This window comes from Tunturiibacter gelidiferens, assembly GCF_013410115.1.
Lineage (GTDB): Bacteria > Acidobacteriota > Terriglobia > Terriglobales > Acidobacteriaceae > Edaphobacter > Edaphobacter gelidiferens.
The window spans coordinates 2,326,108-2,350,417 of sequence record NZ_JACCCV010000001.1 but is presented as its reverse complement, the minus strand read 5'-3'; the positions used below and the strand labels follow the sequence as shown (position 1 = coordinate 2,350,417).

General features: G+C 61.0%; 21 protein-coding genes and 1 other RNA gene. 17 read left to right on the top strand and 5 right to left on the bottom strand.

Features of this window, described 5'->3' with window-relative positions; translation table 11 throughout:
• Positions 1 to 93: 93 nt before the first annotated feature.
• Positions 94 to 191, bottom strand: an RNA gene (gene ffs / locus HDF12_RS10015) — signal recognition particle sRNA small type.
• 163 nt (positions 192 to 354) lie between these two features.
• Here ffs and HDF12_RS10010 point away from each other — a divergent pair.
• The 4 genes from HDF12_RS10010 to HDF12_RS09995 all read left to right on the top strand — a co-directional run bounded on the left by HDF12_RS10010 (position 355) and on the right by HDF12_RS09995 (position 6,753).
• Positions 355 to 1,815, top strand: a complete 1,461-nt coding sequence (locus tag HDF12_RS10010; protein ID WP_179582543.1) for a GH1 family beta-glucosidase — start codon at positions 355 to 357, stop codon at positions 1,813 to 1,815.
• A gap of 682 nt (positions 1,816 to 2,497) precedes the next feature.
• Positions 2,498 to 3,628 (top strand): serine hydrolase domain-containing protein, encoded by a 1,131-nt coding sequence (locus HDF12_RS10005; RefSeq protein ID WP_218892341.1) that lies wholly within the window; start codon positions 2,498 to 2,500, stop codon positions 3,626 to 3,628.
• 195 nt (positions 3,629 to 3,823) lie between these two features.
• Positions 3,824 to 4,573: a hypothetical protein gene (locus HDF12_RS10000; protein WP_179582541.1), complete on the top strand. Its 750-nt coding sequence runs from the start codon at positions 3,824 to 3,826 to the stop codon at positions 4,571 to 4,573.
• A 380-nt stretch (positions 4,574 to 4,953) separates the two neighbouring features.
• Positions 4,954 to 6,753 carry a MiaB/RimO family radical SAM methylthiotransferase gene (locus HDF12_RS09995; RefSeq protein ID WP_373563914.1) on the top strand — a complete coding sequence of 600 codons (1,800 nt, stop codon included), beginning with the start codon at positions 4,954 to 4,956 and terminating at the stop codon, positions 6,751 to 6,753.
• Between the two features lie 55 nt (positions 6,754 to 6,808).
• Here HDF12_RS09995 and HDF12_RS09990 read toward each other — a convergent pair whose 3' ends face one another.
• Positions 6,809 to 7,615, bottom strand: coding sequence for a hypothetical protein (locus HDF12_RS09990; protein ID WP_179582539.1), 807 nt, complete (start codon positions 7,613 to 7,615; stop codon positions 6,809 to 6,811).
• 95 nt (positions 7,616 to 7,710) lie between these two features.
• On the opposite strand from HDF12_RS09990, the gene HDF12_RS09985 reads away from it, so the two are divergent.
• The 10 genes from HDF12_RS09985 to HDF12_RS09940 all read left to right on the top strand — a co-directional run bounded on the left by HDF12_RS09985 (position 7,711) and on the right by HDF12_RS09940 (position 16,655).
• Positions 7,711 to 7,947, top strand: a complete 237-nt coding sequence (locus HDF12_RS09985; protein ID WP_179582537.1) for a DNA gyrase inhibitor YacG — start codon at positions 7,711 to 7,713, stop codon at positions 7,945 to 7,947.
• Positions 7,947 to 8,456: a phosphatidylglycerophosphatase A family protein gene (locus HDF12_RS09980; RefSeq protein ID WP_348641553.1), complete on the top strand. Its 510-nt coding sequence runs from the start codon at positions 7,947 to 7,949 to the stop codon at positions 8,454 to 8,456. The genes HDF12_RS09985 and HDF12_RS09980 overlap by 1 nt, the downstream gene beginning before the upstream one ends.
• Positions 8,457 to 8,520: 64 nt before the next feature.
• Positions 8,521 to 9,594 carry a gluconolaconase gene (locus HDF12_RS09975; RefSeq protein ID WP_179582533.1) on the top strand — a complete coding sequence of 358 codons (1,074 nt, stop codon included), beginning with the start codon at positions 8,521 to 8,523 and terminating at the stop codon, positions 9,592 to 9,594.
• 174 nt (positions 9,595 to 9,768) lie between these two features.
• A complete protein-coding gene (locus HDF12_RS09970; RefSeq protein ID WP_179582531.1) occupies positions 9,769 to 11,583 on the top strand; it encodes an ATP-binding protein in 1,815 nt (604 codons plus the stop codon).
• A gap of 67 nt (positions 11,584 to 11,650) precedes the next feature.
• A complete protein-coding gene (locus HDF12_RS09965) occupies positions 11,651 to 12,088 on the top strand; it encodes a cupin domain-containing protein (protein WP_179582529.1) in 438 nt (145 codons plus the stop codon).
• Positions 12,089 to 12,166: 78 nt separating this feature from the next.
• Complete coding sequence (locus HDF12_RS09960) at positions 12,167 to 13,438, top strand: competence/damage-inducible protein A (RefSeq protein ID WP_179582527.1); 1,272 nt, start codon at positions 12,167 to 12,169, stop codon at positions 13,436 to 13,438.
• A gap of 101 nt (positions 13,439 to 13,539) precedes the next feature.
• Positions 13,540 to 14,151 (top strand): glycerol-3-phosphate 1-O-acyltransferase PlsY, encoded by a 612-nt coding sequence (gene plsY / locus HDF12_RS09955; RefSeq protein WP_179582525.1) that lies wholly within the window; start codon positions 13,540 to 13,542, stop codon positions 14,149 to 14,151.
• Positions 14,148 to 15,140, top strand: coding sequence for an NAD(P)H-dependent glycerol-3-phosphate dehydrogenase (locus tag HDF12_RS09950; protein ID WP_179582523.1), 993 nt, complete (start codon positions 14,148 to 14,150; stop codon positions 15,138 to 15,140). The genes plsY and HDF12_RS09950 overlap by 4 nt, the downstream gene beginning before the upstream one ends.
• Positions 15,141 to 15,317: 177 nt before the next feature.
• A complete protein-coding gene (locus HDF12_RS09945) occupies positions 15,318 to 15,524 on the top strand; it encodes a hypothetical protein (protein ID WP_179582521.1) in 207 nt (68 codons plus the stop codon).
• A 201-nt stretch (positions 15,525 to 15,725) separates the two neighbouring features.
• On the top strand, positions 15,726 to 16,655 hold the full coding sequence (locus HDF12_RS09940; RefSeq protein ID WP_179582519.1) for a ketopantoate reductase family protein: 930 nt from the start codon (positions 15,726 to 15,728) through the stop codon (positions 16,653 to 16,655).
• Between the two features lie 255 nt (positions 16,656 to 16,910).
• On the opposite strand, the gene HDF12_RS09935 is transcribed toward HDF12_RS09940, so the two are convergent.
• Complete coding sequence (locus HDF12_RS09935; RefSeq protein WP_257025461.1) at positions 16,911 to 17,423, bottom strand: pyridoxamine 5'-phosphate oxidase family protein; 513 nt, start codon at positions 17,421 to 17,423, stop codon at positions 16,911 to 16,913.
• A 29-nt stretch (positions 17,424 to 17,452) separates the two neighbouring features.
• Between HDF12_RS09935 and ftsY the strand changes: the two genes are divergently transcribed.
• Entirely contained in the window at positions 17,453 to 18,454 is a 1,002-nt protein-coding gene (ftsY, locus tag HDF12_RS09930; protein WP_179582517.1) for a signal recognition particle-docking protein FtsY, read from the top strand.
• Between the two features lie 142 nt (positions 18,455 to 18,596).
• Here ftsY and HDF12_RS09925 read toward each other — a convergent pair whose 3' ends face one another.
• Complete coding sequence (locus tag HDF12_RS09925) at positions 18,597 to 21,293, bottom strand: beta-glucosidase family protein (protein ID WP_179582515.1); 2,697 nt, start codon at positions 21,291 to 21,293, stop codon at positions 18,597 to 18,599.
• A gap of 146 nt (positions 21,294 to 21,439) precedes the next feature.
• A complete protein-coding gene (locus HDF12_RS09920; RefSeq protein WP_179582513.1) occupies positions 21,440 to 21,745 on the bottom strand; it encodes a hypothetical protein in 306 nt (101 codons plus the stop codon).
• Positions 21,746 to 22,380: 635 nt separating this feature from the next.
• On the opposite strand from HDF12_RS09920, the gene ribD reads away from it, so the two are divergent.
• Both ribD and HDF12_RS09910 read left to right on the top strand, forming a co-directional pair.
• Positions 22,381 to 23,619 carry a bifunctional diaminohydroxyphosphoribosylaminopyrimidine deaminase/5-amino-6-(5-phosphoribosylamino)uracil reductase RibD gene (ribD, locus tag HDF12_RS09915; RefSeq protein WP_179582511.1) on the top strand — a complete coding sequence of 413 codons (1,239 nt, stop codon included), beginning with the start codon at positions 22,381 to 22,383 and terminating at the stop codon, positions 23,617 to 23,619.
• A gap of 4 nt (positions 23,620 to 23,623) precedes the next feature.
• Positions 23,624 to 24,283, top strand: coding sequence for a riboflavin synthase (locus HDF12_RS09910; protein ID WP_179582509.1), 660 nt, complete (start codon positions 23,624 to 23,626; stop codon positions 24,281 to 24,283).
• The last annotated feature ends 27 nt before the right edge of the window (positions 24,284 to 24,310 follow it).

Here is a 24,310-nt window from a genome sequence, read left to right as displayed (position 1 = left end):
TGAGTGGAAAAGGCAAGAGGAAAGATTGTGCACAGGGCGACCTACTGCGCCATTGCGGGAGGCTACGGCAAAAGTAGATGGAGGGCGAGGATAGTGCACCGGGCGACCTACTGCGCCCGTAATGACCCGTTACCGTTGCTTCCTTCCGGACCTGGCGGGGTTGGCGGGATTACGTCGCGTAGGACCCGGCACATGAGTTAGTTTACCACTTCAAACACGAGCTGTGCTCGCACCGCTATCTCCATCTGGTGCAAAACTTCGCGACAAATCGTCGGCGAATCTTTTTCACTCGCCGTCGTTGTCATCTCTTGTTTGAAGCAGCTACAATTTTTGGCATCTTCACGAGGGTCTATTTTGCTCAATCGATTTAGCCGCCGCACTTTCGCCCGTCTGCTCGGATCTGCCGCACTCGCCCCCACCGCACTCACAACCATCGCCACACCGGCCTCCGGCGAAGTCGCTCCCTCCGCACCTGCTGCGCGAGCCTTTCCAAAAGGCTTCCTCTGGGGATCCGCTACAGCGTCCTATCAAGTGGAAGGTGCCGTCAACGAAGACGGCCGTGGCCCCTCGATCTGGGACACCTTCTCCCACATCCCGGGCAAGATCAAAAACGGAGACACCGGCGACGTCGCCAACGACCACTACCATCGCTACAAAGAAGACGTGCAGCTGATGAAGGCGCTCGGCCTCAAGACCTACCGCTTCTCGGTCGCATGGCCACGCGTCTTCCCTCAGGGCACAGGCACACCCAATCCCAAAGGCCTCGACTTCTACCATCGCCTCGTCGATGAGCTGCTCGCAGCCGACATCCAGCCCTATTGCACGCTCTACCACTGGGATCTCCCGCAAGCGCTCGAAGACAAAGGCGGATGGCAGTCGCGCGACACCTCCGAGGCCTTCGCGAACTACGCAGGTTATGTCGCTGAGCACCTCTCCGACCGCATCAAGCACTTTATGACGCTCAACGAGATGAGCTCCTTCGTCAGCGGATACGCCACGCCGCGCCACGCCCCCGGACTCACGCTCCCACCCGCTGGCGTCAACCAGGTTCGTCATCACGCGGTGCTCGCCCACGGCCTCGGAGTGCAAGCCATTCGCGCTCACGCGAAAGCGGGCACCAAGGTCGGTCTCGCCGAAAACGCCAGCGCCTGCGTCCCCATCATCGAAACGCCAGAGCACATCGCCGCTGCAGCCAAAGCCATGCGCGAGGTCAACGCCGGTTATCTCACCGTCATCATGGAAGGCCGCTACACCGACGCCTACCTCGCGCACGCCGGAGCCGACGCGCCGAAGTTTACCGACGCCGACATGAAGGGCATCGGCACACCGGTCGACTTCGTCGGTCTCAACATCTACACCCCCACCTACGTCCGTGCCGACGACTCCCCGGCCGGCTTCGCTCGCATCCCCTCGCCCGAATCCTACCCGCACATGATGAGCCCCTGGCTGCACGTCGGCCCCGAGGCGCTCTACTGGGGGCCAAAGCTCGCCGCGCAGCTCTGGAACATCAAGGAGATCTACATCACCGAAAACGGCGCCTCTTCGACCGACGTCCTCACACCGGACGGTCATGTGTACGACTCCGATCGCGTCATGTATCTCCGCAACTACCTCACGCAGCTTCACCGCGCCGTGTCAGAGGGCGTTCCCGTCCGCGGCTACTTCCTCTGGAGCCTGATGGACAACTTCGAGTGGGCCGACGGCTACGCCTACCGCTTCGGCATCCACTACGTCGACTTCGCTACCCAGAAGCGCACACCCAAAACTAGCGCGCACTTCTACCGCGAGGTCATCGCCCGCAACGGCCTTGCTTAAAGAACTCTTGACGGGCAACCGGACGATCATCTCCGGATTGCCCGCAGTTGGGCCTCAGTGCGAGCGTCAGTATCTCCTGCCCCGCAGCTGTCGAAGCCCTGGCTGAGTGCGTTGGCGATTTAGCACCAACTGGGACAACGGAGTGATAACTTCTGGATCGCGGACAATCCACTGGGAACGCAGAAAGGGTCTCGATATTATATTGCGGCTCAATAAGCGACTCGCCCTGAAGTCGCCAATCGAGCTTCACCTCCGCAAACCGATTCCTCCGTCCAACCGTCTCCATACAGAAGACACCTATGCCCAGAGCAAGTATCAACCGATCAGTGGCGACTGCCCTTATTTCCTTGCTCTTTATCGCGCTGGTTCCGGGCGGCGAGGCGCAGATTGTCGGTGGCCAATCCCCAAATCGCAGGCACGTGTTGGGGAAATTCCGAATGCGTCCTTAAGAACGGCCCTGCCAGGACGAAACAAACGTGTATCGTTTCTCTGAAGTTGCTACACGACCAGGTTGGTTTTCCGGGCTGCGGTTGACGGGATAGCTATAAAGGGAAAATTCGCCTTCGCTATCTCAGCGTGTACTACCATCAAGGATGGACGATGACGGGAAATCGCCCGTTAACCATGAACATCGCAATGACGGATTGACCACAGAATCGCTTCAAACTCCAGGAGGTGCTTCGTGATCCGATCTCTGAACTCGTTTCTCCTTTGCGCTGTGCTGGTTCTGCCGTCATATGCCTCTGGGCAATCGGCGACAGGAAAATCACCAGAAAGCCTCCCTGGTTCATCCTGGCCGCAGGTCGCGTCGCTCGAAAAGTCAGGCTGGTCAAAACAGAAGCTTCTCGCCGCGCGTCAATTCGCCGAGACCGATTCGATCCACACCTCCGCGGTCATGATTGTTCAGGGCGGAGAGGTTGTCGATCAGTGGGGAGACTTCGACAAAAAGATTGACTGCTATTCCATCCGAAAGAGCCTACTGAGCGCTCTTTATGGAATTTACTCGGCTGAAGGCGTCATTGACGTCAATCAGACCCTTGAACAGCTCGGCATCGACGATTCTCCCGATCCGCTAACTAAAGAAGAAAAGCAGGCGCGCGTCGTGGATCTGCTGCGCGCACGTTCGGGTGTGTACCACCTCGTCGATTTTGAAACTGCGTCCATGCAGAAGAGCCGGCCGGCCCGCGGGAGTCACGCGCCAGGAACGTTCTGGTATTACAACAACTGGGATTTTAATGTCCTAGGCACGATCTTTGAAAAAAAGACTGGCTTGAAGATTGGCCAGGCCTTTTATGAGCGCATCGCCAAGCCCATCGGCATGCAGGACTTTCGACCAGACGACGTCTTCTATTTTGGTGGACCACTTTCCATCCATCCCGCTTATCATTTTGAGATTACTGCGCGCGATATGGCGCGTTTCGGCTTGCTCTATCTCCGTCATGGTCGATGGAACGGAAAACAGATCGTGCCAGAAGCTTGGATCGAAAAAAGCAGTCACGCCAATGAGATGGTGAAGTCCGATGGCGCGGATCACGGCGGTTACGAGTATCTCTGGTGGGTGGATTACGGCGGTGTTCACTTCCCGGAAGTCTCGCTTCCCGGAATCTATTCCGCGCGGGGCAACGGGGCTCATTACATTTTCATCATTCCGACCTTGGACATGGTCATCGTGCATCGCACGGACAACGATCCTCCGGTCAAGGATGCCAAGACCATTACGGAAATTGCGAACCGAGCGTCGCCAGCTAGCGAGAACCGGGCACAATTCGGTCATCTGGTGAAGTTGATCCTTGACGCGCAAACCGGCCATTAATCGTCGTCGGATCGGATCAACCAATTTGATCCGGTCCGGAATGTCGGTTCACATCCACCAAATACCCGGTGCGGATTTCAGTCGACGCATTCAGGCCGAGTCACTCATTGAGTTGCAGAATCCGCCGCTTACCTCAAAATTCACCTGTCCATCCACACCATTTGCGCTATCCTCATGCTCATCGGGAGGTCACTCATGCGCTGCTTCCGTTCCGGCCACGCTGTCGTCAGTCTTCTTCTCGCGATCCCCGCCCACGCACAAAACCAGCAGCAGATGCCCCGCGACTATCGCGGAGTCCAGGTTGTCGTTCCCGGCATCTTTGTCACACCCGTCCCCAACGCCCCGTTCAGCGCCACCATCGACATCCTCTCGCACGAGAACCTCCCCGACGGCTCCGTGAACACCCGCACCACCTCCGCCCATATCGCCCGCTCCTCCTCGGGACGCATCTACAACGAGCGTCGCCAGCTCGTCCCCACCAACCTCAAGGGCGAACCTCAGCTCCTCTCCGCTCACATCTACGACCCATCAAGCCGCCTCAGCATCTTCTATAACCCCTACGAGCGCCTCGCCCGAGAGACCATCCTCGCTCAGCCTCCCGCAGCCCCGGCAAACGCCGTACCCTCCCGCACTCCGGTCAACGATCCCTACTTCAAGCAGGAAGACATCGGCACCCAGCCCCTCGGCGGCCTCACGCTCACCGGCATTCGCAAGTCCCACACTATCCCCGCCACCATGAGTGGCACCGGCCACGACATCGTCATCGTCGATGAGTACTGGTACTCGCCCGATCTCTCCATCTATATGATCATCAAACACAACGACCCACGCACCGGCGAGCAGATCGTAGCCGTTAGCAACGTAGTACGCCACGAACCTGACGCCTCCGTCTTCGCCGTTCCTCCCACCTACAAGGTCGTCGACGAAACTCCACCCGCCGAATAGCCTTCCAAGCGCAAGCCAGACACTTTTTACGCCCAATCCACGCTGTCAAGGCCCATTCGACCCTATCTAGCTCATAAAAAAGAAGATCCGCGTGGCGCATTAGTTCTACCCCAACAGCTATCCTGAAAGAGGGTGAAAAGCGCCGGGATAAATCCCGAGACTTTCTCGCAAACAAAAAGTTAGCCTCCGAAGGCATACAACCCAAGCAGAATGAATAGTTTGCAACGGCGCTGTCAATAAAATTAGGACTTTGGCTCCTCGGCGCAAGTCCATGTACACGCTTAACCCGAAAAGAATGAAGACTTTGACATCAAAACGCAGGGTGGGAGATACCGGCAGATTGCGCAGGAAGCAGGCAAAAGTTGGTACACTATAAGACTGTGACCAATCAGGCAACCATCGAAGCCGAACCCCTCCAGGCTGCTGCGCCTCGCCCCAAGGTAGGCTTCGTCTCCCTCGGCTGCCCCAAAAACCTCGTCGACTCCGAGGTCATGATGGGCCTCCTCCACCACAATGGAGCTGAGCTCACTCCGCGCGCCGAAGACGCCGAGATCATCGTCATCAACACCTGCAGCTTCATCGACTCGGCCAAGCAGGAGTCAGTCAACACCATCCTCGAGATGGTCCAGCACAAGCGTCAGTTCGGCGGCAAGGCCCAGCGCATCGTCGTCGCCGGCTGCCTCGTCGAGCGCTACCGCGACGAGATCCAGAAGAACATTCCCGAGGTAGACGCCGTCGTCGGCACCGGCGAGCTCGAAGCCATCCTCGCCGCAGCAGGCCTCACCCCAAGCGGCCACGCGAACAATAACTCTCCCTTCAATATCCTCCCGCAGGGCACACCCGAGGCGACGATCCACACCCACGCCATCAGCATGTCCCAGACCGACGGCGAGGTCGCGCAACTCGAAGCGACCAGCATGCAGCAGGCTGGACAGAATCTCATCGACCGCGCCGCCAGCGCCGTCTCCCAACACTCACGCCCACTCGCCGACCCCGAACACGACCGCGAGATCGCCCCCCAGCTCCGCATCGTCCAGTCTCTCGCCGAAACCGGCACCACCCACGGCGACGAGCCTCTGAACCACGCCGGCGACCACATCGCTCATCTCCCCATCGGCATCGATGCAGGCAACACATCACGTCCCGAAGGCGACCTCCGCCAGCAGCAGGGCCGCTTCTCCCGCGAGTCGTGGGACGGAGCCACCGCAGCCCTCCCCGAATACCTCTACAACGACGCCACCCCGCGCATCCTCACCACCCCCCGCGCGTCCGCCTTCATCAAGATCGCCGAAGGCTGCGACCATCCCTGCAGCTTCTGCATCATCCCGCAACTCAGAGGCAAGTTCCGCTCACGCCGCATGTCATCGATCATCGCCGAGGCCGAAAACCTCATCAAGCAAGGCGTCCGCGAGATCACACTCATCGGCCAGGACACCACCTGTTACGGCGAAGACCTCGGTTTCACCGACGGCCTCGCGACTCTCCTCGATGCCCTCGCCGTACTCCCCGGCCTGCGCTGGCTGCGCTTCCTCTACACCTACCCCAACAAAGTCACCACGCGCCTGCTCGAGACGATGGCCAGGCACGACACCATCTCCAAGTACCTCGATGTCCCACTACAGCACGCCAGCGCCAGCGTCCTCAAGACCATGAAGCGCGGAGGCAACGCGCAGATCTTCCTCGACCTCATCGCCAAGGCGCGCCGTATCGTCCCCGGCATCGTCATCCGCACCAGCTTCATCGTCGGCTTCCCTGGCGAAACCGAAGCCGACTACAAAGAACTCGAAGCCTTCATCACCGCCGCGAAGATCGACTGGCTCGGCGTCTTCACCTACTCCGACGAAGAGGGCGCTGCAGCCTTCAACCTCGCCGATGACACCAAGGTGCCCAACCGCACCATCCAGGCGCGCCGCCGCAAGCTGATGAAGCTCCAACAGAAGATCAGCACCAACGCCAAGGCCGAATGGGTAGGCCGCGAGATCGATCTCCTCGTCGAAGGCGAATCCGAAGAGACTGAACTCCTCTGGGAGGGCCGCACCTCGCTCCACGCCCCCGAGATCGACGGCAAGGTCTTCATCAACGACTTCGGCCCGCACGAAACCCTCGTCCCCGGCACCTTCTACCGCGCCGAGATCACCGAGTCCCACGACTACGACGTAGTCGCCCGCATCCTCGAGTAGGAGAAGATCTTTCGCGCAGTGATCCGCACTGTCTGACTCACCAGTCGAAGCTCACTCATCGACCCGCCACCACCTCAAGCAGCAGATGATCTCCATTCCGAATCGCGGCTCGCCCCTTAGGATCGGTGATCGTAATCAATCCCCCAGACGAAGACAGCTGAGCCCCCTGATCGAATCCGTAAAGTCCTTCAGCAGTCGTCGAAAACACGCCCATCGCGCGCGGCACCAACGCGCCATTGGCTCCCTCCAGCTTCGCCGGCAGACTGTAGACACCGTAGAAGTCCGCACTCCCCACCGTTTGCGTCCCGCTGCCGACCACAGGCCCCACCCAGCCCGACCGGGCAACCTCGTCGCCCCCAACCTGCCTCGTCGTCCAGCTCGCCGGATTCGGATTTCCGCGGTCCGTACTTCCCGTCGCCGGCAGAAACGTATCGTCGACAACCATCAGGTTCGCAATCGCAACCGCCCGCGTCATCAATGGAACCGTCCTGCCTCCATAGCTCAGTTGCGTAAACCGGATCGTCAGCGTCGACGGATGCAGCGCCGATCCATCTCCGGCGTCCGACGCAACCACCTCTCCACGCACCACGGCTCCCCGCTTCAGATAGGCCGTCTCCGAGACCGGCACACGCTGCGTCGTCTTCACCTGAAAGGCGGTTCCAGGCCTCGTCTTTCCGGCGCGAAGCGTTCGCCCCATGGCGACGGGCAACGTAATGCCTCCCGGCAGCGGCTGCAACTCCGTAATGGCTTGACCATGAGTTTCAGCCTCTGCTGCTCTCCCCCCGAAGGCCTGAAACATCAGCAAGAAACCGAAGCACCATACGCCCAACTTCATCTTGTGAACGCTACGAACCCAGCGCATAAAGACCTCTACCCTTTTTAGACGTATCTCCAGGCTCAACTCCCCACACTTCGCCACGTCTTCTTGCAGACCAAAAGTATTAAACTAATTCTGTTATGTCGAAAGCCGCCAACCCGAAACTCAAAACCCTCCGTTGCCCCACCTGCCGTAACATCGTCCTTGCTACAGGCGAAGACTTCCCCTTCTGCTCCGATCGCTGCCGCCGCATCGATCTCGGCAAATGGGCCAGCGGCGACTACAAGATCTCCACGCCCATCCAGGATCCCGATCTGCTCGAAGAGCTGGCCCGTTCCAACAAGCACAATCGCCAGAACGACGACGACGTGAACTAGTGGCGAACTCCAACATCCAGACTCATCCTCCGTCCGAAACAAAGACCCTCTGGGCGTGGGCTGTCGGCACCTTCTTCGGAGCAGGCCTGCTGAAGCCCGGCCCCGGCACTTATGGCAGCATCTCAGCAGTCCTCCTCTGGTACGCCGCTGCCCACATCCTCCACCCGGCTCCAATCGCACTCGCAGTCGGCACCACCATTGCCGCGACTCTCGCCACGCTCGTCGGTATCCCCGCAGCAACCATCGTCGCCAACGAATCAGGCCGCGAAGATCCCGGCCACGTCGTCATCGACGAGGTCGCCGGCCAGCTTATCGCCCTCATCGCCATCCCAGCCGACTGGCAACACGCCGCGCTCTCACTCCTTCTCTTCCGCTTCTTCGACATCCTCAAACCCCCTCCAATCCGCCAACTCGAACGCCTCCACGGCGGTACCGGCATCATGCTCGATGACGTAGGCGCTGGCCTCTTCGCGCTAGCCGTCGCGCAACTCATCCACCTGCGCTTCTAACTTCCATCTCGCCAGGCCCTAGTTGCGCTCGCCCCCGCAGCCGTCTACGCTAGCTTTCAGGCCCATGACCACACTCCGTTCGCTCCTGACATCCGATAAGCCCGATGCACCCCCGCCGCATCTCGACCGCGTCACGCCACTCGCAGCGATGCCCGGCGGCGAGATCGACGTCCACGGCGCGCACCTCGAGCCCCACGGCGCCCTGTTGCCCCGCGCGACCATCGGCGACATCTCCGCTCCACTCCTGCTCAGCCGCCCCACCCGCGCCACCATTCGCATTCCCGAAGGAACCATCACCGGCGACCTCATCCTGCACCACGGCAGCCACGCCAGCAACCCGCTCCACGTTCGCATCGCGGTGCCCATGGCGGAAAATCTTCACCCCGTCGCCAACCCGGCGGTCGATGCCGAAGGCAACGTCTATGCCACGGTCTCGGGCTCCCGCGGCCAGGCCGTTCCGGTTTCGATCTTCCAAATTCAACGCGACTTCCAGATCCGCCCCTTCGTCCGCGACGTGATGAACGTCACCGGTCTCGCCTTCGGTCCCGATGGCTACCTCTACGCCAGCTCTCGTGCCGAAGGCACCGTCTACCGCATCTCCCCCGACGGAGCCACCTCCACCTACGCCGAAGGCATGGGCATCGCCACCGGCATCGCCTTCGACCGCGACGGCAACCTCTACGTCGGCGACCGCTCAGGCACCATCTTCAAGATCAGCCGCGGGAACATCGACGGCACCAGCGGCGAGATCTTCGTCTACGCCACGCTCGAGCCCAGCATCGCCGCCTACCACCTCGCCTTCAACGACGCCGGCACGCTCTTCGTCACTGGCCCCACGACCTCTTCGAACCAGGTCATCCACGCCATAGACCGCGACGGCAACGCTACTGTCTTCTATCAGGGTCTCGGTCGCGCCCAGGGCATGGCCTTCGACGTTGACGACAACCTCTACGTGGCCGCCAGCCTCCACGGCCAGCGCGGCATCATTCGCATCGACCGTCACCATCAGGCCTCTCTCGTCGTCTCCGGCAACAACCTCGTAGGCCTCGCCTTCCTCGAAGACGGGAACGCCACCCTCGCCACGCGCGACGCGCTCTACCACGTTGCGGTGGACATCGAAGGCCGCAGGCTCATCTAGCCTGTCCTCAGGTCGTTACGGCTATAAAACTTTCGCTTCCGTTATTGAGTATGTTGTAACGTCACCATCGATTCTGTCGCCAGATCGACTCCGCATCAGTAAAATCAAGAAGCGCCAGGAATCCTCTACTCTGGACACGATCTGGATGTGCAGCGCACGCGTGAGGACAATACTTTGGAATCGCGGCTTTACAACAGACTTTTGTTTCGACTCCTCGCTTTACCCGTTGCAGCACTTGCCTTTCTCGCTTTGATCCTTGGATACGGTCTCCAACGTGTCGAAGAAAGCGCAAAGGCCATCGACCGGGCCGACGTGGTCATCCTCCACGGCAACCGGCTAACCAAACTGATCCTCGATGAAGAGACCGGCCTGCGCGGATTTCTACTGACACGCAATCCGGTCTTCCTGCAGCCTCTGCACTCAGCAGATCTACAGATCGAACCCGAGTTCGACACCCTCTTTACACTGATTCAACGTCCCGATCAGCTCGCCCGGCTGCATCGTATTCAGGCCTCCCACAAGCAATGGGAGCTAGAGGCTTACCACGAGATCGATGCCTTCCCCCAGGATGAGTCCACGCTTGAGCAACATATGCTCCAGCGCAAGCAGGATATGGACGATCTGCGCGTCCAGATAGATGAGTTCCTGAATATTTTCATCGGCCGCCGCGCCCAGCGCTCTGCGGAAGATATTCTCGTCAACCGAAACGCAAGGATTCTGCTCCTCTTCGCCGTCGCACTCATCGCGGGTCTTCTTGTCTGGGAGACGCGAAGAATCTTCCGCGTCCTCACCGCCGCCTATAACCAGCAGATCAAAGAGATCAAGCAACGCGTCGACGAATCCTATGCGCGCGAGCAGTGGCTGAACACCACCATCCGAAGTATCGGGGATGCCGTCATAGCCTGCGACACCGAGGGCACCATCGTCTTCATGAACCGTGTCGCTGAAGAACTCACTGGCTGGCAGGAACAAGAGGCCCACGGGATCTCGCTGCACAGGGTCTTTCCTATCTTCAATGAAGACACTCGCGCCGCCGTTGAAAATCCAGTCGACAAGGTACGCCGCCTCGGCACGATCGTTGGCCTTGCCAACCACACCTTTCTCGTCTCCAAAGACGGCAGCGAGATCTGCATCGACGACAGCGGGGCGCCTATCTGCGACAGCTCCGGAAAGATGATCGGCATCGTCCTCGTCTTCCGCGACATCACCGAGCGGCGCATGTCCGAGGGCGCTCTCATGCGTGCCGAAAAGCTCGCCGCCGCCGGTCGCCTTGCCGCCTCGGTCGCACACGAGGTCAACAATCCCCTCGAAGGCCTCACCAATCTCGTCTACATCGCTCGCCGCTCCGACGAACTCGACGAGATCCGCCACCTTCTTTCGCAGGCCGAGAGCGAACTTGGCCGCATCGCCCACATCACCCGCCAGTCCCTGGGCTTCTATCGCGAGACCGCTATCGCCGCGCACTTCAAGCCGGCCACCGTCGTCCACGAGGTCAGCGACTTCTACACCGCCCGGGCGGCAACTCTCGGCGTGGCCCTCGTCGTCAACACCACCACGGAGCGTGAGGTTCTCGGCACCGCCGGGGAGCTGCGCCAGGTCCTCTCCAACCTCCTGGCCAACGGCCTCGACGCATGCTCCAGGGGAGACACGATCCGCCTCGAAGCAAACTCCGCCACCGACCCGCGCGATTCCACGCGCCAGGGCGTTCGCATCACCATCGCGGACACGGGACAAGGCATCCCTCCCGAGCATCTCGACAGCGTCTTCGAACCCTTCTTCACGACGAAAAAAGATACCGGCACCGGCCTCGGCCTTTGGGTCTCGCGCGAACTCGTCGAAAAGCACGGCGGCAGTCTCCGCGTCCGCTCCCGCACCGTCACTCCAGGATGCGGCACCGTCTTCTCCATCTTCCTGCCGCTCCAGGGAGGCCCGCACTCAGCCGCCCAACTCAACGGACACCAGCCACAAAACGACCTAGCCGTAAATTAGCCGCGAGCTAAATTGCTCGCGGCCTCAGGCCCCTGTGCGTCATCTTATGCATAAGGGGGGTCTCCTGATGCCGAACAACACCGAACACGCCTCACCCGCCGACACCGCTGTCTTCAACATCCAAAAAATCGCCGCAAGCTTTCCAGACAGTGCCGACACCATGCTGATCGACACTCGTCTCACCGACGAGCCTCACGCCAGCTCCCGCGTCTTTCGCGTCTACCGTCCAGTCGCGGCCCACTATCACGCAACCTGCGACGAATATCTCTCCGTTCTCTCCGGCCGCGCAAAGTTCTTCCTCGGCGAAGCCCCGCCCTTCGAAGTCGGCCCAGGCCAGCTCATCTTCTTCAAACAGGGCACCATTCACGGCACACCGGAGATTCTCGAAGAGCCATTCGTCGTCCTCGCCGTTGACACTCCGCGCCGCGACCCCAGCGACGTTCACTTCGTAAACCCCACCGACGGAACGGCCGAAAGCTTCATCGAGAGCAAGCATCTGTATTGAAGCTCAACAAAACTCACGCACAACCCATATCATCAATGACAGAGCCACCGACACGGCCTGGAAAGCCCACCACCACTCATGATCGCTGAAATCATCGCTGCTGGCTCCGAGATGCTCACGCCCTACCGTCAGGACACCAACTCCCTCTACCTCACCGACGGCCTCAACGACCTCGGCGTACAAGTCGCCTTCAAGACCATCGTCGGCGACAACCTCTCCCACCTCACCAGCGCCGCCTCCATCGCCATCGCCCGCGCCGACATCGTCATCTTCTCCGGCGGCCTCGGCCCCACCGAAGACGATCTCACCCGCGAAGCCGCCGCCGCCGCACTCAACATCGAGCTACGCTCCGACCCCGCCATCCTTACCCAGCTCTACAAGCGATTCGCCGCACGCCAGATGGTCATGCCGCCCAACAACGCCAAACAGGCCGACGTGCTCGACCGCGCCATCATCCTCGATAACCCCACCGGCAGCGCCCCCGGCCAGTTCCTCGACACCACCGTCCTCGACGCCTCCAACCAGCCCATCCGCAAGATCGTCATCCTCCTCCCCGGCCCGCCCAGAGAGCTGAAGCCCCTCTTCGACACCCAGGTCAAACCGCGCCTCGCCGCCGCTCTCCCCCCACGTCACCTCGCCAAGCGCCTCCTTCGCATGGCCCTTATCCCGGAATCGCACGTCGACTCGCGCACCGCGCCAATCTACCAGCAGTACCCCGACGTCGAGACCACCATCCTCGCCGGCTCAGGCGAGATCCAGCTCCACTTCCTCTGCGCCAAACCCACCCTCGCCGAAGCCCAGCGCCGCGTCGACGAACTCACCGAAAAGGTCGAAGCCGAGATGGAAGACACAATCTTCTCCTCGCACGGCGAATCCCTTGAAGAGGTGGTTCTCCTCAACCTGGGCCTCCGCGACCTCACCCTCGCCACCGCCGAAAGCTGCACCGGCGGCCTCCTCGCCCAGCGTCTCACCGCGATTCCCGGCAGCTCGCGTTACTTCCTCGGCGGCGCAGTCGTCTACAGCGACGCGCTCAAAACCACCTTCGCCGACGTCCCCGCCGAACTCGTCGCAACCAAAGGCCCCGTCTCATCCGAGGTAGCGCGCGCCCTGGCCGAAGGCATCCGCACCCGCACCGGAGCCTCGCTCGGCATCTCCATCACCGGTATCGCCGGGCCCGGCCCCGGAGCTCCCGGCCCAGACGCCGACAAACCCATCGGCCTCGTCTACATCGCACTCGCCAGCGCACAAACCACCCAGGTCAAGGAACTCAACCTCCGCGGAGACCGCGAGATGATCCGCTGGTGGGCCAGCCAGCACGCCCTCGAACTGATCCGCCATCACATCCTCTAGCCTGCACTCCACCCCCGCCGCACTCACACTCGAGCCCGCACACGCACACGCACGCCGTAAGACCATCCTCCTCCGCACTTGGTAGACTCATTCGGACGACAATGAACCCCTGGCTCCTCTCCATTCCGCTCGCGTATCTTCTTGGGTCTATTCCGTTCGGCTATCTGCTCGTAAAAACCTTTCGCCACGAAGACATTCGCGCCACCGGCAGCGGCAACATCGGTGCCACCAACGTAGCTCGCAGCGGAGCCAAGGGCCTCGGCATCGCCACGCTCCTGCTCGATATCGGCAAGTCCTTCCTCGCTGTCAAAATCGCCCAGCATCTCGCACCCGGCAACTACGACCTCGCCGTCACAACCGCCGTCGCCGCCATCCTGGGACACGTCTTCCCCATCTGGCTCGGCTTCCGCGGCGGCAAAGGCGTGGCCAGCGCCCTTGGTGTCATGCTGGCCCTCAGTCTTGCCGCAGCAGCCTGCACCTTCGGTATCTTTCTGGTCATCGTCCTCCTCACCCGCTACGTCTCTCTCGCTTCGATGATCGGTTCAGCCACCTTCCCTCTCTTCGGCCTCTACTTCCTTCCTCAGCGAACCCCCATTGTCATCGCCGGGCTGGTCTTCATTCCGCTCCTCGTCATCGTCAAGCACCATCAAAACATTGGCCGCCTCCTCGCTGGCACCGAGAGCCGCTTCGGCAAGAAAAAGGCGGTAGCATGAGCCGAATCGCCGTCCTGGGAGCTGGTGCCTGGGGCACCGCCCTCGCCCTCTCCCTCGCCCGTCGCGGCGGGCACCAGCTCTTCCTCTGGTCTCACTCCCCCGCCCTCGCCGATCAGCTCAGCGAAGCAGGCGAAAACCTGCCTTACCTCCCCGGCTTCACTTTACCCGTCGATATCCACGTCACCTCCGACCTCCCGCGCGCCATCTTCGAAGCCGACATCCTCCTCTGCGTCACCCCCTCGCAACACCTGCGCGGAGTTCTCACGCACATCGCCCCTCTGCTCACCCGCGACCAGATCATTCTCAGCGCCAGCAAGGGCATCGAAGAAACCAGCTATCTCCGCATGTCGCAGGTCGTCGCCTCCGTTACACGCAATCCCTTCGCCGTCCTCAGTGGTCCCTCCTTCGCGCAAGAGGTCGCAGCCGGCATGCCCACCGCAGTCGTCGTCGCCTCCGAGGTTCCCAACGTAGCTCAGACCATCCAGCGCGACTTCACCTCTTCAAGCCTGCGCGTCTACACCAACGAAGACGTACCCGGTGTCGAACTCGGCGGCTCTCTCAAAAACGTTATCGCCCTCGCCGCAGGCGTTGCCAACGGCCTCAACCTCGGCCACAACTCCTCCGCGGCCCTCATCACCCGTGGCATCGCCGAGATGACCCGCCTCGCCGTAGCCTGCGGTGGCCGCCGTCAAACCCTCGCAGGCCTCTCCGGCGCAGGCGACCTCATCCTCACCTGTACCGGTTCTCTCTCCCGCAACCGTGCCGTCGGCGTAGAACTCGGCCGTGGCCGCCAGCTTCCCGACATCATCGCCAGCCTCAACGGCAAAGTAGCCGAAGGCATACGCAGCACCGCCGCCGCCCTCGGCCTCGCCGCCCGCTACGCCGTCGAGATGCCCATCACCCAGCAGGTGGACGCAATCCTCCACCAAAACAAAAGCCCCAAAGAAGCCATTCGCGAACTCATGGCACGCCCCGGCCGCGACGAATAGCCTCTACAGATGGGTAAGCCTTATCTCTTCTTCCGACCAACGGGAGAACCAAAGATATCAGCCCCGCCGAGACAAGGTACACAAGTCACGAAGTGACCGCGCCACGCGCAGTGGGCCCGTCCGGCAGGACGCTCCCGTAGCTGGCACGCAGATCGTTTTGCGCCTAAGCTGGTACGCATGCATGATCACGAGCACGGACACATCCCTCCGCCAGACCTGCCCCAACACAAAACCTACATGGGATTCCGTCCCCACATCTTCATCGGCGGCCTCGTCCTTATCGCAATCCTCTTCCTCTACCTCCTCCTCCTCGTGCGCCCCTCAGTCTGGCCCTCCGCGCCTCACCCCGCGCCAACTCCAGCATCCAGCCCTGCGCCAAACTAACCTTCACCGTGTCGCATCGAATCGCCTCAGTTATGCAAATCCAACGGAGAGCTCACGCATCCAACTTCCAATCCAAGGACCCGCACCCAACCTCGCAGGTCACGCCAGCTGGCCCATCGATGAGCCCGGCCGACGCAATCAGACTAAGCTGAGACACACTGTGGTCCGGAACACGGTGTCTCGAAAACTACAAGGACGAGTATGAAGATTCTGGTCGTAGGTGCTGGAGCAGTCGGCGGTTACTTCGGAGCACGTCTCATTCAGGCAGGCCGGGACGTCACCTTTCTCGTTCGTCCCGCTCGAGCGCAGCAGCTTCAACGCGATGGACTCCGCATCGTGAGTCCTCACGGCGACGCCATTCTCAAGCCAAAGACTGCCACCAGCACCGAGATCACCAGCCCCTACGACGTCGTCTTTCTCAGCGTCAAGGCCCAGGCCCTCGACCAGGCGATCAAAGATATGACCCCCGCCGTCGGCCCCGACACAATGATCTATCCCGTGCTCAACGGTATGCGCCACATGGACTCGCTCGTGCATAGCTTCGGCAAGCAACCCGTCCTCGGCGGTGTCTGCCTTGTCTCCACCGACCTCGATGAGCAAGGCCGCATCGTGCAACTCACCCCCCTGGACAAGATCATTTACGGGGAGCGCAGTGGGGAGATCACTACTCGCATTCGCTCCCTCGACGAAACCCTGCGCAACGCCGGCTTCGAGACTCAACTCTCCACCAACATCACTCAGGCAATGTGGGACAAGTGGGTGACTATCGCCTCCTTCGGTCTCATCACTTGTCTGCTGGGTGGTCCCGTTGGCGAAATTAACGCGGTCTCCGACGGCAAACAGACCGCCCTCCAGGCCATAGACGAATGCGCCGCAATCGCGAAGGCGTGCGGCTTCCCTACCCCGCAGCCTCACCTCGAATATGTCCGCCAACTAGCCACCGACAAAAACTCAAAGTTCACCTCGTCGATGTACCGCGACCTGCAAAAAGGCGCTCCAGTGGAAGTCGACACCATCCTCGGCGACCTGCTCGACCACGGCCACGCCCACCACATCGAAGCCCCTCTGCTCCAGGCCTGTTGCGTTCACCTCCGCGTCTATCAGAACTCGATAAATTCAAAAAATCATTAGCACTCGCCTGCACCCACTCGCCTTCGCGCTTTTTCAGGCTGTCTCCGGTCCGACGTAGACGTTAATTTCTAAGACCGGTACTCTCTGGGACTCGTCATCTCGACCGAAGTCGCGCAGTCTCATCGCGCGACGCAGTGGATTGCGGCCACATCTCTCAGTTGCAGCGAACCGATGAATTCTGCGGTATCCGTCAAGATCCCTGTATTTTCGTCTTTGCCTCCGCAATGCTTATCCTCGCCATCAGCGCGAGAACCCTCACATTCCAAACACCATCTCCTCGATCCGCGGTGGCCGCTGATCGAAGTCGCTGAATCGAATCCATCGCGGACGAACGACGAAGTACACCAACCCCGGCCAGTTCTGACGATCCACTCCATCCGGCCACGCCGAGAAGTAGATATTCTTGTACTGCGTCAGTTCCTCCCCCACCGGCAGAAACGCCTCACCTTCCAACTGCACCGTCCTCTCTCCCTCCCACCCCACCACCAGGGAGGCCTTTGGATTCGAGGTAAGGTTCCGGTATTTGCGCGTGATGTTGAGAGTGTCGAAGACGATCTCAAGATCTTCCGTCACCGCAATCCCGACAAGGGCAGACTGCGGCACACCCTCCCCCGAGATGCTTCCCAACACCCCCAGCGTATGCGCAGCCAGGAACTCGTAAAGCTCCGCCTTCGTCATAATCGTCAACGATTCATCATCATCAACGATAAGCCTGCCACCGCGAAAGTCAACGATCCAAGGAGCACGAAAGACCCGCCATCGGGCCATATCTCCAACATTGCTAAACTAGCAAGAGCATGGCTTTTTCCCTCTTTGGCAAACGCGACAAACCCGACCAGCAACCCGACCAGCCCACCGCAGTAGCTCCCGAACCGCAGGAGCCGAAGCGCGGACTCTTCGACCGCATGAAGCAGGCGGTCACCCGCACCCGTGAGTCCTTCTCCGAGTCGATCAGCTCCGTCATCGCCCTCACCCGCGAGGTCGACGAGACCACCCTGGTCAACCTCGAGCCTCTCCTGCTCGCCGCCGACCTCGGCGCCCCCACCACCGCCCTCGTCATGGAGAACCTCCGCCAGCGCGCCCTCCGCGTCGGCATCCAGGGTGGCGATGACCTCAAGCGCCTACTCAAGGCCGAGCTCAAGCAGGTCCTCGACAATGTAGCCCGCCCCATCACCCACCCCGCCACGCCGCCCGAGGTCATCATGATGGTCGGGGTTAACGGCACCGGCAAAACTACCACCACCGGCAAGCTCGCCGCCCACTTCACCGGCCAGGGCCGCACCGTCCTGCTCTGCGCAGCCGACACCTTCCGCGCCGCCGCCATCGAGCAGCTCGAAGTCTGGGCTCAGCGCTCCGACGTTCAGATCATCAAGACCAAACAAGGTGGCGACCCCTCCGCCGCCCTCTACGACGCCTGCGCCGCCGCCAAGGCCCGTGGCACCCAAATCCTCATCGTCGACACGGCCGGCCGCCTCCACACCAAGACCGACCTCATGAAGGAGCTCGACAAGATGCGCCGCACGGCAGAAAAGCTGGTGCCCGGCGCTCCGCACCAGACCCTCCTCGTCATGGACGCAACGACAGGTCAAAATGGGTTGACCCAAGCCCGCCTCTTCACCGAAGCCGCCCACGTCACCGGCATCGTCCTCACCAAGCTCGACGGCACCGCCAAGGGCGGCATCGTCCTCGCCATCGCCACCGAACTAAAACTCCCCGTCATCTATGCGGGTATCGGCGAGAAGCTCGAAGACATCATCCCCTTCGACAGCGCCAGCTTCATCGACTCGCTCCTCGACTAAAGCGCTCCCCTCCGACCAACGGGAGGACCAAGCACCTAACCCGCCAAGACCGGTACACAAGTCACGAAGTGACCGCCCTCCGCGCAGGAGGCCCGTCCGGCAGGACACAATCAAGCATTCCCGCCGGACAGACCCCAGCCGTCTACTTCTCAGCAGTCAGCTTCAAATCCCGCGAAGACGACCCCACCCGCACTCGCCGCGCATCCGACCGCACCCACTTCTTCTCCGCAACCGACCAGTACTCGAGCGCACGCGGCCACACATGCATCGTCACATCCTTGCTCTCGCCCGGCGCCAGCGTAACGCGATCAAACGCCGCCAGCGTCTTCGGCGCAAACTGCACCCCCTGCGGTTGCTGCTCCGGAGCATCCAGGTACACCTGCGGCACCTCATCCCCCGCAACCGCGCCCGTATTCTTCACCCGAATCGAAACATCCAGCCCGTTATCCGAAGCCTTCGCCACCTTCAGATCCGAGTATTCAAAGCTCGTATACGAGAGCCCGAATCCAAACGGAAACAGCGGCTCGATCTTCTCCTTATCGAACCACCGATACCCCACATCCACGCCTTCCGAGTAAGTCGTCTTCCCATCCACACCTTTAGCCGACCGCTCCGGATGCGCCGGATCATTCGCCGCATAGTCCGTCAGCTGCTTCGCCCACGTAAACGGCAACCGCCCAGCCGGACTAACCTTGCCCAGCAGAACATCTGCCGTAGCCCATCCGCCTTCATCCCCCGTCCACCACATCTGCAGCACGCCCTTTACTTTGCCCAACCACGGCATCGCCACCGGCTGGCTGACGTTCATCACCACAATCGTGTTCGGATTCACAGCCGCAATCTCATCCACGAGCTTGTCCTGCTCTCCCGGCAGTGCGAAGTCCGGCTTGCCTCGCGTCCACACAAACACCACCGCCGTATGCGCCTTCTTCGCTGCATCGATAGCCGCCTTGTGGTTGCTCTCCCGCAGCTCCGGCGTCGTCCAGTTCAACCGAATCTGCTCTGGCTTATTCGAAGTATCGCTACTCGCCATCACCGTAATCGAGTGCGGCCCCGCAGTCAGCTGCACCGCACGCCGAACATTGTCCAGCCCATCGACCGTCGGAAATCCATTATCCTGCGTCGCGTACTGCACATCGCCGTGCACCGTACCCTTCGCCGCGCCCGTCTGCCCCACGCGCTTGCCGTCGATCATCAGCCTTCCACGCGCACCCAGCACCTGCAGGTACATCCAGTACTCCCCCGCGCTCGGCACCGTCAGCGTTCCCTTCCACGTCACCGTCTCGTTCGCAGGCAACGTCCTGCCGTTGCTATGCGTAAAGTCCAGCTGCGCATCCACTACCTTGCTGCCTTTGCTCTCAGTACGCAACAACCCCGGTTTCCCATCATGCGACAGCGCCGCCGCCGGAACCGGCACGCCAGTCATATCGTCATCCACCGCATACGTAATGTTGGCCGTGGGAGCACCCTTCTTCAGCGCCTCCAGCGGACCAATCTGCCGCTCCGTCAACCCCGGACTCCGCTCTCCGAACGTCCCGATCGCCGCAACCTGACCAGCCCCCGGCCCGATCATCGCCAGCGACTGCAAGTCATCATTGCCCAGCGGGAGCGCGTGCTCATTCTTCAACAACACCGCCGCATCTTCGGCCGTCTTCCGAATCACCGCAGCATTAGCCTCCACATCCTGCGCCGTCACCGTATGCTTCTGCTTGCCATCCAGATAGCCGAACCGATCGATCTCATACAGCACGCGCCGCGCAGCAGCCGTAATCGTAGCCTCGGTCACCGTCCCGTTCTTCAAAGCCTCCCGCATCGTCGTCTTGTCGTTATCGCGCGGGAAACCACCCAGGTCCAGCCCATTCCCCTGCGGCTCCTCCGGAATCGGCCCGCCAAGAATTCCCGCCAGCGCCTCCGGGTCGAGAGGCTTCACCGGCGTAGTGTCAGGCGGAGCCGTCACAAAATAATTGTTGATGAACGCCTTGAACGGACTATCCGCCTCCGCCGCGCCAGGCATCTCCATATCCAGCCCTTCGTTCAGAAACAGAACGCTGTGCACGCCGCCCCAGTCCGAGGTCACAAACCCCTTGAACCCCATCTCCTCCTTCAAAATCGTCTTCAGCGTATCGCTGTTGCCGCAAGCAAACGGCCCGTTGATGCGGTTATAAGAGCACATCACCGACGACACGCCTGCTCCAATCGCATCCACAAACGGTGCCGCATAAACCTCATGCAGCGTCTGCTGATCGATGAAGATGTTGTAGCCATTCGAGTCGTACCCCACATAATGCTTCGCCATCGCCATCACACCCTGCGCCTGCGCTCCGCGAACCTCAGCCGCGCCCATCGCGCCACTCAGCATCGGGTCTTCGCCAAACGTGTTGTACGCACGCGCAAACGTAATATCGCGATCGATATTGATAAACGGCTGCAGCACCACATCGATGCCCAGCGATCGCGCCTCACGTCCAATCACCGCGCCATTGGCCTCCGCATCCTTCGCGCTGAAGGTCGCAGCAACACCCATCGTCGCCGTCTCCGCCTGCCCCGCCACCCGCGTCAGCAGGCCCGGCGGCCCATCGGCCATGCGCAGCGAAGGAATATGCAGCCGCGGCACTCCCGGCAGATATCCCGCCTGCCCTTGATAAACAGAAGGATCCTCAAGCCCCCCGCGGATCAGGTCCATCTTCTCTTCCAGCGTCATCTGCTTCAGCAGCCGATCCACCCGCGCCTCATCGGCCTTCTCTGCCGGAACCGCCTGTCCCCACGAGGCAACAGACACAACGCTCAATGCACCCAGACAAAAAGCGACTGCAAGATACTTGCTCTTCTTCAAAGCCATAGCCCGATATTCCTTCTCTTTCTGCCGAAACGGTTCATTCTTCGCCAACGACAAGAGAGCAACGAGAAAGCCCTCCCAGAGATGCCAACTACAGCTTTGCCTGAAGCCAGTCGGGCAGGTTACACAGTGCCTTCCCCATAACACGCTCAGGCTTCAACGCCAAAGCAAACTGTTTTTTCAAGTTCGAGGATTGTAGCCGAAACGGCTCCGCTCTGTTCTACCCCAAACCAAAACCAACTGAAAATCACAGAAAAAAACACCCCTTCATTCTGAGCAAAGCCGCTCACGCTTTCTGTGAGCAACACAGTCGAAGAACCCCCCGCATTTCGCCTTCGCTGTCGCCATTGCTTTGTCGTTGTCGTTGCCTCAGCTGTTGCTGTTGCCGTTACTTCTGCTGTTGCCGTTGCCTTAGCAGTTGTCGTTGCTTTTGCTTTTGCTAATGCCTTCGCCATTGCCGTTGCCCGCTCTTGGCCGTCATCCTGAACGAAGTGAAGGATCCCGACACATCCCACTCACCCATACCATTCGAACCTTCCAATCCAAACCCTCCACCGTTCCCGCTCCTCCACCCGCAAAAAATCGCCATCTCAACCAAAACTGCTAACAGCCTCACCGTGAACAACGCAGCCGAAAAACCGCCGTACTAGCCATTGCCGTTGCACGCCCCTTGGCCGTCATCCTGAACGAAGTGAAGGATCCCAACACATTCCACCCACCCATACCATTCGAACCTTCCAACCCAAACCCTCCATCACCCCGCTTTACCTTCGCCATTGTCGCAAAGCCCGGCCATCAAAATCCTGTCAAGCCCCCTACCCACCAAAACCCGCGCCAGACAAGGAGATTCGCGTGGCGTATCAGTTATGTCCAATCCGCTATACTTGTTTAAGAAAAGAAAAAGGGTTCCGAGTTTCGGAGCCCTTTCTTGATTAAGGAGCTAACCCCTCTGGAAAGACGAATTTAGCCTTAAGCCATTTAGATAGACAATTTTACAGACATCCATTTTTGCAAGTGCATGAAAAGAAGTCACTTCCACGGAGATACCCCCAGGGGGGACCCCCTGAAGACGGAACAACCCGAAGACCGAATGCAGCCTGCCCAACCAACCCGCGCCGCCCAAGATCAGGCCTTCATGCAGCAAGCGCTCAAGCTCGCCGCAGAGACCATCGTCCTTGCCTCGCCCAACCCGCAGGTAGGCTGCGTCCTCACCCAGACGCCACCCAGCGGAGGCGTCCCGAAGATCATCGGCGAAGGAGCGCATCTCTACGCCAACCGCGACCACGCCGAGATCGTAGCCCTCAAACAAGCTGCCCAGCGCGGCCTCTCCACCGTCGGAGCTACTGCCTACGTCACCCTCGAACCCTGCAGCCATCACGGCCGCACCGGCCCCTGCGCCGACGCCCTCATCGCCGCCGGCGTCAGTCGCTGCGTCGTCGCCACCCAGGACCCCAACCCGCAGGTCAGCGGCGAGGGACTAGCCAAGCTCCGCGCAGCAGGCATCGAGGTCACCGTCGGCCTCCTCCAACAGCACGCCCGCGACCTGAACGATGCCTTCGCCCACTTCATCCAGCACCGCACTCCCTTCGTGACACTCAAGGCCGCGCTCTCGGTCGACGGCAAACTCGCACCGCCACCAGCCTCCCGCTTCCCCAACCAACCTCACTGGCTCACCGGCCCCGCCGCACGCTACGAAGTCCAACTCCTTCGCCACGCCTCCGACGCCGTCCTCACCGGCATCGGCACCGTCCTTGCAGACGACCCTCAACTCACCGACCGCAGCGGCCTAGTTGGCCCGAATAACCTGCCCCGCCGCCGCCCACTCCTCCGCGTCATCCTCGACACCCAACTCCGGATCCCTCTCTCCTCGCAACTGGTTCGCTCCGCCAATAACACTCATGACTCAGGCGAGCCAGACCTGCTCATCCTCTGCGGTAAGAATGCGCCAAATGCCAGGATCACTGCTCTAACCGACCTCCGCATACAGGTGGAAACCCTCCCCGACCACGCTGGACGCCTCAGCCTCCCCGCCGTCCTCTCCACCCTCGCCGAGCGCAACATCCTCAGCCTCCTGCTCGAGTGCGGCTCCCACCTCAACGGAGCCTTCCTTCAGCAAAACCTGGTCGACAAAGCCGTCCTCATCTACGCCGAGACCGAGCTAGGCGACCAGGCCATCCCCTTCGCCCAGGGCATCGGCTCCCCCTACCTCTTCGAAGAGTCCCTGCACCGTGTCACCCGCGCCAACTACGGCCCCGATGCCTGCGTCACCGGCTACCTCCACGACCCATGGCCCAACCCCGTCCCACCACCATCGAAAGCGATAAGCTAAGACCATGTTCACTGGACTGATCGAGACCACCGGCAAGCTTCTAGCCATCACTCCAACCGCGGGCGCGACCCGCATCACCATCGCCTCGCCCACGCTCACCGCGCGCCTCAACACCGGCGATAGCATCGCAGTCAACGGCGTCTGCCTGACGGCTCTCAGCATCGAGCCCAACGCCTTTCCCCCACGCTTCTCCGCCGACCTTGCCGCCGAGACCATCGCCCGCACCACCCTCACGCACCTGCGCCCCGACGCTATCGTCAACCTTGAGCTCCCGACACCAGCAGGCTCGCCGCTGGGAGGCCACGTCGTTCAAGGCCACGTCGACGGAACCGCGACCCTCATCTCCCTCGCCCCCATCACGCCCAACCAGCCCGATACCGACTGGCGTCTCCGCATCCAGCTCCCCGACACGCTTACCCGATACGTAGTTCCCCAGGGCTCCATCACCATCGAAGGCATCAGCCTCACCGTAGCCTCCATCGTGGACAACGTGGTCGAGGTAGCCATCATCCCCCACACCTACGCCTCCACCAGCCTCCACACCCTCACGCCCGGCGCCCCCCTCAACATCGAGGTAGACGTCCTCAGCAAATACGCCGAACGCCAACACTCACCAGAAAAATTCACCCTGACCGAGCAGTACCTCATCGTCAACGGCTACTGACAGAGCGTGATGCTTGAGACGAATCTG

Coding starts and splice junctions, on each gene's coding strand:
- ribD (WP_179582511.1), top strand. CDS start 22,381: ATGCAGCCTGCCCAACCAACCCGCGCCGCCCAAGATCAGGCCTTCATG.
- HDF12_RS09920 (WP_179582513.1), bottom strand. CDS start 21,745: ATGGCGAAGGCATTAGCAAAAGCAAAAGCAACGACAACTGCTAAGGCA.
- HDF12_RS09910 (WP_179582509.1), top strand. CDS start 23,624: ATGTTCACTGGACTGATCGAGACCACCGGCAAGCTTCTAGCCATCACT.
- HDF12_RS09945 (WP_179582521.1), top strand. CDS start 15,318: ATGCATGATCACGAGCACGGACACATCCCTCCGCCAGACCTGCCCCAA.
- HDF12_RS10000 (WP_179582541.1), top strand. CDS start 3,824: ATGCGCTGCTTCCGTTCCGGCCACGCTGTCGTCAGTCTTCTTCTCGCG.
- HDF12_RS09950 (WP_179582523.1), top strand. CDS start 14,148: ATGAGCCGAATCGCCGTCCTGGGAGCTGGTGCCTGGGGCACCGCCCTC.
- HDF12_RS09965 (WP_179582529.1), top strand. CDS start 11,651: ATGCCGAACAACACCGAACACGCCTCACCCGCCGACACCGCTGTCTTC.
- HDF12_RS09935 (WP_257025461.1), bottom strand. CDS start 17,423: ATGGCCCGATGGCGGGTCTTTCGTGCTCCTTGGATCGTTGACTTTCGC.
- HDF12_RS09960 (WP_179582527.1), top strand. CDS start 12,167: ATGATCGCTGAAATCATCGCTGCTGGCTCCGAGATGCTCACGCCCTAC.
- HDF12_RS09940 (WP_179582519.1), top strand. CDS start 15,726: ATGAAGATTCTGGTCGTAGGTGCTGGAGCAGTCGGCGGTTACTTCGGA.
- HDF12_RS09925 (WP_179582515.1), bottom strand. CDS start 21,293: ATGGCTTTGAAGAAGAGCAAGTATCTTGCAGTCGCTTTTTGTCTGGGT.
- HDF12_RS09985 (WP_179582537.1), top strand. CDS start 7,711: ATGTCGAAAGCCGCCAACCCGAAACTCAAAACCCTCCGTTGCCCCACC.
- ftsY (WP_179582517.1), top strand. CDS start 17,453: ATGGCTTTTTCCCTCTTTGGCAAACGCGACAAACCCGACCAGCAACCC.
- HDF12_RS09975 (WP_179582533.1), top strand. CDS start 8,521: ATGACCACACTCCGTTCGCTCCTGACATCCGATAAGCCCGATGCACCC.
- HDF12_RS09990 (WP_179582539.1), bottom strand. CDS start 7,615: ATGCGCTGGGTTCGTAGCGTTCACAAGATGAAGTTGGGCGTATGGTGC.
- plsY (WP_179582525.1), top strand. CDS start 13,540: ATGAACCCCTGGCTCCTCTCCATTCCGCTCGCGTATCTTCTTGGGTCT.